This is a genomic window from Kitasatospora sp. A2-31, from assembly GCF_022288725.1.
Lineage (GTDB): Bacteria > Actinomycetota > Actinomycetes > Streptomycetales > Streptomycetaceae > Kitasatospora.
This window is the reverse complement of record NZ_JAKNTA010000074.1, coordinates 1-3,786: the sequence shown is the minus strand read 5'-3', so window position 1 is coordinate 3,786 and position 3,786 is coordinate 1. Positions and strand designations below refer to the sequence as shown.

At 75.3% G+C, this 3,786-nt stretch carries 4 protein-coding genes and 1 pseudogene; 4 read left to right on the top strand and 1 reads right to left on the bottom strand.

All coding sequences use genetic code 11. The features are described 5' to 3' along the window. Positions 1-196 precede the first annotated feature (196 nt). Positions 197-466, bottom strand: a complete 270-nt coding sequence (locus MCM47_RS39495) for a GlsB/YeaQ/YmgE family stress response membrane protein (protein WP_238864248.1) — start codon at positions 464-466, stop codon at positions 197-199. Positions 467-674: 208 nt separating this feature from the next. On the opposite strand from MCM47_RS39495, the gene MCM47_RS39490 reads away from it, so the two are divergent. The 4 genes and pseudogenes from MCM47_RS39490 to MCM47_RS39475 all read left to right on the top strand — a co-directional run. Then, complete coding sequence (locus MCM47_RS39490; protein ID WP_238951694.1) at positions 675-2,123, top strand: WGR domain-containing protein; 1,449 nt, start codon at positions 675-677, stop codon at positions 2,121-2,123. A gap of 142 nt (positions 2,124-2,265) precedes the next feature. Then, entirely contained in the window at positions 2,266-2,634 is a 369-nt protein-coding gene (locus tag MCM47_RS39485; protein WP_238864246.1) for a hypothetical protein, read from the top strand. 265 nt (positions 2,635-2,899) lie between these two features. Next, positions 2,900-3,370 (top strand): hypothetical protein, encoded by a 471-nt coding sequence (locus MCM47_RS39480; RefSeq protein WP_238864245.1) that lies wholly within the window; start codon positions 2,900-2,902, stop codon positions 3,368-3,370. Between the two features lie 69 nt (positions 3,371-3,439). Further along, a pseudogene (locus MCM47_RS39475) lies at positions 3,440-3,786 on the top strand (hypothetical protein); the annotation flags it as partial.

Below are 3,786 nucleotides of genomic sequence, written 5' to 3'. Positions count from 1 at the left end.
CGAGTGGACCGAGGGCAACCCGTTCGCCCAGTTCTTCCGGTTCTTCCTGCTCGGGCAGGGCGAGGTGGCCCCGGTCACCCGCGAGGTGCTGCGGGAGGCCGAGCCCGACCGGGACCGTCGCCCCCGCGTCCACGTCGCCTGACGCCGCTGCCGGCCCGCCGGCAGGCTCCTGGGCGCCGGACGGCGGCCCAGGGCCCTAGCGTCGGGAGCGGGACCTCGTCCAGGCCGGGGCGACGAGGGCGACCAGGGCGACGGCGAAGCCCAACTGGAGCAGGTGGCGGATCCAGTCGATGCCGCTGGTGTGCCGTACCCCGATCCACCCGGCCACGGCGTTGCCGAGCAGGGCGCCCCCGGCGCCGAGCAGCATGGTCAGCCACCAGGGGATCGCCTGCGGGCCGCGCAGGAGCAGCCTGGCCAGCACGCCCAGCACGAAGCCGATGAGCAGAATCCACAGGAGCTGGAACATCGTATTCCCGCCTTTCGAGGGGTGTTGTCCCATGATTCTCCTGTTTGTCCGCCCGGGCACGTCGGCCGCCGGACCGGGCCGGGCGGGCCGGCGCACCGTCGGAGCGGGGGGCACCGGACGCGCTGTCAGTCCCTGGGCATAGCTTCTGCGGTGTCGCCGGGCACGCCGCCCGCACCGACTCCCGCCGAGCGCCCGGAAGGGGCCCCGCATGCCTGTCGCCGCCGACGAGCAGACCACCTACCTGGAGCTGTCCGAGGACACCGGCAGCGCCCACAAGTTCTACGAGGTCCGGGTCGCCGGCGTGGACGTGACGATCACCTACGGGCGGATCGGCGAGGGCGGCCAGGCGAAGACCACCAGCTACCCGTCGCCGGAGAAGGCCGCCGCCGCGGCCGCCAAGAAGATCGGGGAGAAGGTCCGCAAGGGCTACGCCCCGGCCGTGCGCGGGGTGCGGCAGCGCCGCGCGGTGACCCGCCGGGCGATCACCAGCAGCCGCTCGACCGCCCGCCAGGCCCCCGTGCTCTGGCGGTTCCGCTCCGGCGCCGCGGCCTTCGGCATCTTCGTCGGCGAGGAGCACGCCTGGGTGGGCAACGAGCGCGGCGACGTCTACACGCTCACCCACGACGGGCAGGTCACCGGCCGCTACGGCCTGCCGGACGGCGTGAAGTGCATCGTCGCCGACGACTGGTGGATCTACGCCGGCTGCGACGACGGCAAGGTGTACGACCTCGGCGGCAAGGTGCCGCGGGTCGCGTACGAGATCGCCGCCGACGTCGACATCTACTGGCTGGACATCCACGACGGCGTGCTCGGCGTCGCCGACGCCCGCGGCGGGATCACCACCGTCGACCACGAGGACGAGTTCCAGTGGCGGCGCAAAGCCGAGGGCACCGACGGCTGGATGGTCCGCTGCGACGAGGACGGCGTCTACCACGGTCACTCGCGCGGGGTGGCGCGCTACGCCGCGCGCGGCGGCGAGCCGCTGTGGCACACCCGGACCGACGGCGACGTGCTGTTCGGCTGGCAGGAGCGCGACGAGGTGTTCGCCGCGACCTCGCGCGGCTCGGTGCACCGGCTGCGCAAGGCCGACGGCTCGGAGACGGCCCGCTACCGCTGCGACGCCTCCGTGTTCTCGTGTGCCGCCTCGCCCGACGGCCGCTACGTCTTCGCCGGCGACAACCACTCCTCGGTGTACTGCTTCGCGGCGGACGGCACCCGGCTCTGGAAGCTCGGCACCGGCTGCGGCTCCGCGTACAGCATGCAGTACCGCGACGGCCGGCTGTACCTGGTGACCACCGACGGCTCGTTGGTCTGCCTGGACGCGAGCGAGGAGGCGGTGCGGGCGGCCGAGGAGGGCCGGGTGCCGCAGGCCGCCGAGGTGGACGGCAGCGGCTGGACGGCGGCGGTGGCCGGTGCCGAGGTCGAGTCGGTGGTCGCCGGATCGGCGGCGGCCGCGGGCGGCATCGAGGTCGAGTGCGTGGCGGAGGGCGGCCGGTTGCGCGTCCGCGTGGTGTCGCCCGGCTTCGACCCGGCCCGCCGGGTGCAGTTCCCGAAGGACATCCGCGAGCCCGGCGCCCGCTACCTGGTGGCCGAGGTGCTGGAGTCCGGTTCCGGGGCCTTCTACCGGGCCCGCGGCGACATCAAGCGCCTGCTCTAGGCCTGTGACACACCGGGCGCCGCCTGTCAACGGCGTCAATCGCGTCGGGGACCGGACCGGAAAGCCACTGTCCGTGTCCGGTCACCCGCCGATAGGAATATGCCAGGTGCGGACGGACCGCGCCGACGAGAGGAGCCGCTCCGTGTCCCGTCTCCGTGCCGCAGCCCTGACCCTGGGCGCCGCTGCCGCCGCACTGACGCTGTCCATGACCACCGCGCACGCCGCGCCCGGTGACACGGTGAACATGTGCGGGAGCTCGCTCACCCCCAGCGGCTACGTCGACGTGCAGTGGTGGAACAGCGCCGGCTGCGGGTCGGGCACCTTCACCCCCAACAGCAAGAAGATCATGCAGCTCACCGGCTACCCGGTCGGCACCGTGGTCAACGCCTGCGCCTCGACCTGGCCGCCGGCCGGCTGGGTGCAGGTCAGCGAGTTCTACAGCTCCGGCTGTAACTACTCGGCGGTGCCGAGCTTCGGCAAGAACAGCTGGCAGCTGAAGCGCGTCTCCTGACGCCGTTCCGGCCGGTCCCGCCGACCTGCGCCGGTCCACTGCCCCTGGCCGGTCCCGCTGGTCCCACCCGCCCCGCGGCCCCCGGTCCTCGGGAGCCGCGGGGCGCAGCGGGCCGTCAGGCCGCCCGGAAGGGCCACCGCCGGACGTGTCGGCCCGCGCCGGGCCGTCCGGTCGTCCATGATGGGCCCACCGTGCGGGCCGCGGGGGAGGCGCCCCCGCGGCCCGCACCGGGGAGTGACCCCGCCGACCCGAGGAGAGCCGCGCCGTGAACGTGCGTCTGCTGCGCCTGACCGGAGCCGTCACCGCCGTCTACGGGCTCGCCGTCGCCCGCCGCCCGGGGCTGCTGGCCCGCCCGTCCGGGATCAGCGCGCCGGACGGGTCGGTCCCCGCGGACGTGGCCGCCTGCCTGCGCCCGCTGGCGTTCCGGGACGCCGCCTGCGGTCTCGCCATGGTCCTGGCCCCGGACGCTTCGGCGCTGCGGACCGCCACCCTGGTGCGGATCGCCTCCGACCTGGGTGACGCCACGCTGCTCGCCACCGCGCTGCCGAAGCGGCGGCACCGCACGATGGCCGTGGCGGTCTCGATCGGGTGGGCCGCGCTCTCCGCGGCCGGCCTGCTGGCGCGCCCTCCGGCGCACGCCGGGCGCGCAGCGTACGGGCCCGAGCGGCAGGGGCCCCCGCGCCGCCGCCCGAGGGGCACCGGCCCGCGGCGCGCCGCCGGAAAACTCAGCCGGTGAAGTATCTCGACGATTGAGAGATAGGATGCGGCGACCCGTCCCCGCCCCCGCCACGAAGGGCGCTCCACGATGCTCACCGGCAGCCCCACCGCCCGGCGCCGAGCCCGGCTGCTGATCCCGCTCGCCCTGCTGGTGGCCTGGCTCGGCCTCGGCGGTGCCTTCGGCCCGTACGCGGGACGGCTCTCCGAGGTCGCCACCAACGACCGGGCCGCGTTCCTGCCGCGAAGCGCCGAGTCGACCGAGGTCGCCCGGCTGGGCGAGGAGTTCCAGGCCCCCGCCACCCTGCCCGTGATCGTGGTCTGGGAGAGCCGCACCGGCGCCGTCGAGGCCGCGCAGCGCTCCGCCGCCGAGGGCGCGCTGCGCGCCGCCGCGACCGTCCCCGGCGCCACCGGACGGGTCTCGCCCGCCCTGCCCGC